This is a genomic window from Streptomyces sp. NRRL S-1022, from assembly GCF_000720135.1.
Classification (GTDB): Bacteria; Actinomycetota; Actinomycetes; order Streptomycetales; family Streptomycetaceae; genus Streptomyces.
The window spans coordinates 1-3486 of sequence record NZ_JOIU01000073.1 but is presented as its reverse complement, the minus strand read 5'-3'; the positions used below and the strand labels follow the sequence as shown (position 1 = coordinate 3486).

The 3486-nt window shown below is 73.2% G+C and carries 2 protein-coding genes; both read left to right on the top strand.

The genetic code is table 11. From position 1 onward, the window contains the following. Nucleotides 1-202 precede the first annotated feature (202 nt). The gene (locus tag IG05_RS0140730) at nt 203-2707 is read left to right on the top strand and encodes a type I polyketide synthase (RefSeq protein ID WP_158839151.1); all 2505 of its coding nucleotides are present in this window, start codon (nt 203-205) and stop codon (nt 2705-2707) included. A 2-nt stretch (nt 2708-2709) separates the two neighbouring features. Then, nucleotides 2710-3486: beta-ketoacyl synthase N-terminal-like domain-containing protein (locus IG05_RS0140725; RefSeq protein ID WP_030349137.1), on the top strand; the 777-nt coding region annotated here is incomplete at its 3' end.

Here is a 3486-nt window from a genome sequence, read left to right as displayed (position 1 = left end):
CGATGCTCTGGAGTGGCTGGCGGGGCAGGGTGTGACGGGGTTTGTGGAGGTGGGTCCGCATCCGTTGCTGGTGGGCAACGGGTTGATGCGGCGTGGTGGTGATACTCCGGAGCGGTTGTTCGCGGGGCTGGGCCGGTTGTGGGTGGACGGTGCCGCGCGCTGGACACCCCCCACCACCACGAGGACCTGGGCGGGTGTGGGGGTGCCTTCGTATCCCTTCCAGCACCAGCACTACTGGCTCCAGCCCACCACCCCGGCGCCGACCGGTGACGGCCGGATCGACCACCCGCTGCTGCGGGACGCCATGGAACTCCCCGACGACAACGGCGTGGTGCTGACGGGACAACTCGCCACCGCCGCGCAGCCGTGGCTCACCGAACACGTCATCTCGGGCTCACCCCTGCTGCCCGCCGCGGCGTTCGTGGACCTCGCGCTCCGGGCCGGCGAACACGTCGGCTGCCCGGCGGTCGAGGACCTGACGCTGGAGACACCGCTGGTGGTCGCGGACGGCATGCAGGTGTCCGTGACCGTCGGCCCGGACCGGGCGGGCCGGCGCAGCGTCTCGATCCACTCGCGCGCGGACGGCGAGTGGGTACGGCACGCCACCGGGACCCTGGGCGCCGTACCCGTCGCACCCCGGGAGCCCTGGGCACGGCAGTGGCCGCCGCACGCCGAAGCCGTCGACCTCGACGCCTTCTACGACAACCTGGCCGACGCCGGATTCGCCTACGGCACGGCCTTCCGAGGTCTGCGAGCGGCCTGGCGCGACGGCGACACCCTCTACGCGGAGGTGACCGTACCTCCCGGCGACACCCGGTTCGCCCTGCACCCCGCCCTGCTCGACGCCGCGATCCAGACCGTGACCGTCGCCGACGACCGGGCGAAGATGCCCTTCTCCTTCGCCGGGATCTCCTGGTGGCGCGGCGCCGAGCACGCCAGGGTCCGGCTGACCGTGACCGGTCAGGACACCTGCGCGATCGGCCTCGCCGACCAGTCGGGTGCGCCGGTCGCCGAGATCGCCTCGCTGACCCTGCGCCGGCCGGCCGGGGCCACCACGAAGGACGTCCCGTACCAGGTGGCGTGGCCGGTCCTGGAAGCGGCGACCACAGAAGCGGACATCCCGGTCCACCACGCCACATCGCCCGTCGAGACCCTGCGGGTGATCCAGGACTTCCTCACCACGGACACCCCGCGCATGGTGGTCGCCACACGCAACGCCGTGCCGGTTCGGCCGGGCGAGGACGTCGACCCGCAGGCCACCGCCGTCTGGGGCCTGGTCCGGTCCGCGCAGTCCGAGCACCCCGGCCGGTTCGTGCTGGTCGACGGCGACGACGGCGACGAGGTCCGGCTGGCCGGTGACGAACCCCAGCTCGCGATCCGCGTCGGCGTCGTTCACGTACCCCGCCTCGAACGGGCGCGGACCGAACCGCTGCCCTCGCCGCTCAGCCCCGAGGGCACGGTGCTCGTCACCGGCGGCACCGGCACCCTGGGCGGCACGATCGCCCGCCACCTCGCCGTACGGCACGGCGTGCGGCACCTGCTGCTGGTCAGCCGGAGCGGCCCGGACGCCCCCGGCGCGGCCGTACTGACCGCCGACCTGGCCGCGCTGGGCGCGACCGCCGACATCGTGGCGTGCGACGTGTCCGACCGCGAGGCGGTGGCGCGACTGCTCGCCGAACACCCGGTCACCTCGGTGATCCACGCCGCGGGCACGCTGGCCGACACCGTCGTGGAATCCCTCACCCCGCAGCAGTTCGCGCGCGTGTGGGAGCCGAAGGCGCTCGCGGCGCGGCACCTGCACGAACTGACCTCGGACCTGGAGGCGTTCGTGCTGTTCTCGTCGGCGGCCGGTGTGCTGGGCGGCGCGGGCCAGGCGAACTACGCGGCGGCGAACGCGTACCTCGACGGCCTCGCCGCACACCGGCACGCCCAGGGCCGGCCGGCCGTGTCGCTCGCCTGGGGCTACTGGGCGGAGGCCAGCGGCATGACCGGAGGTCTGACCGCCATCGACCGGCACCGCCTGGCCAGGGCCGGAGTACGGCCGCTGCCGACGACGGACGCGCTGGCCCTGTTCGACACCGCGCTGACCGTGGGCACCCCCACCCTCGCCCCCGTCAGGTTCGACCTGCCGGCCCTGCGCCGCGCCGGCGACCCGCCCGCCCTGCTGCGGGAGCTGGTACGGCCCCGGCGCAGGCAGGCCGCCGACCGCGTGTGGACGCAGGCCGACGTGCTGCAACTCGTCGTGGCCCAGGTCGCCCTCGTCCTGGGGCACTCGTCACCGGAGGCGGTCAACCCCGACCAGGCGTTCACCGACATCGGGTTCGACTCGCTCACCGCCGTGGAACTGCGCAACCAGCTCGACGCGGACACCGGCCTGCGTCTGCCCGCCACGCTCGTCTTCGACCACCCGACACCGGCCCGCCTCGCCGCCTTCGTCCACACACGGCTGCACGGCACCGAGCCCGACCCCCTGCTCGCCGAACTCGACCAGCTCAAGGCCACCCTGGACGCGGCAGCCGCCGACGCCGACTACGAGACCGTCGCGGCCCGCCTCGAAGAACTTCTCGCGGCCTGGACCGCCAGACGTACCGGCTCCGCGGCCGGTGTCGACGAGGCCAGCGACGACGAATTGTTCAGCCTTCTGGACGATGCGCACCGCAGGACCGAGGTCATCCGCTCGGGCGAGTCCCGCAACGCTGAGGAGTAGCGATGTCCGACGAAGAGAAGCTCCGCACTTACCTCAAGCGCGCCACGGCCGACCTGGGAGTGCTCGGCAAGCGCCTCGCCGACATGGAGGAGGCCGCGCGCGAGCCGATCGCGATCATCGGCATGGGCTGCCGCTACCCGGGTGGAGTGGAGGGCCCGGACGACCTGTGGCGGCTCGTCTCGGACGGTGCCGACGCGATCACCGAATTCCCGCCGGACCGTGGTTGGGACGTCGTCTACGACCCCGACCCGGACCGGCCGGGCACGACCTACAGCCGATCGGGCGGCTTCCTCGCCGACGGCGCCGGCTTCGACGCAGGCTTCTTGGCCGGTGGTGTGACGGTGATGGCGACGCCGGCGGGGTTTGTCGAGTTCTCGCGGCAGCGGGGGCTTGCGGTCGATGGCCGGGTGAAGGCGTTCGCCGAGGCGGCTGATGGTACGGCGTGGGGTGAGGGCGCCGGCTTGGTTCTGCTGGAACGTTTCTCCGACGCCCGTCGCAACGGTCACCGGGTGCTGGCGGTGGTACGGGGTTCGGCGGTGAACCAGGACGGCGCGTCGAACGGGCTCGCGGCGCCGAATGGCCCGTCCCAGGAACGCGTCATCCGGCAGGCGCTGGCGAACGCCGGACTGTCGACGGCGGACGTGGACGCGGTGGAGGCGCACGGCACCGGCACCACCCTTGGCGATCCCATCGAGGCGCAGGCGCTGCTGGCGACGTACGGCCGGGACCGGGTGGAGCCGTTGTGGCTGGGGTCGGTGAAGTCGAACATCGGGCACACG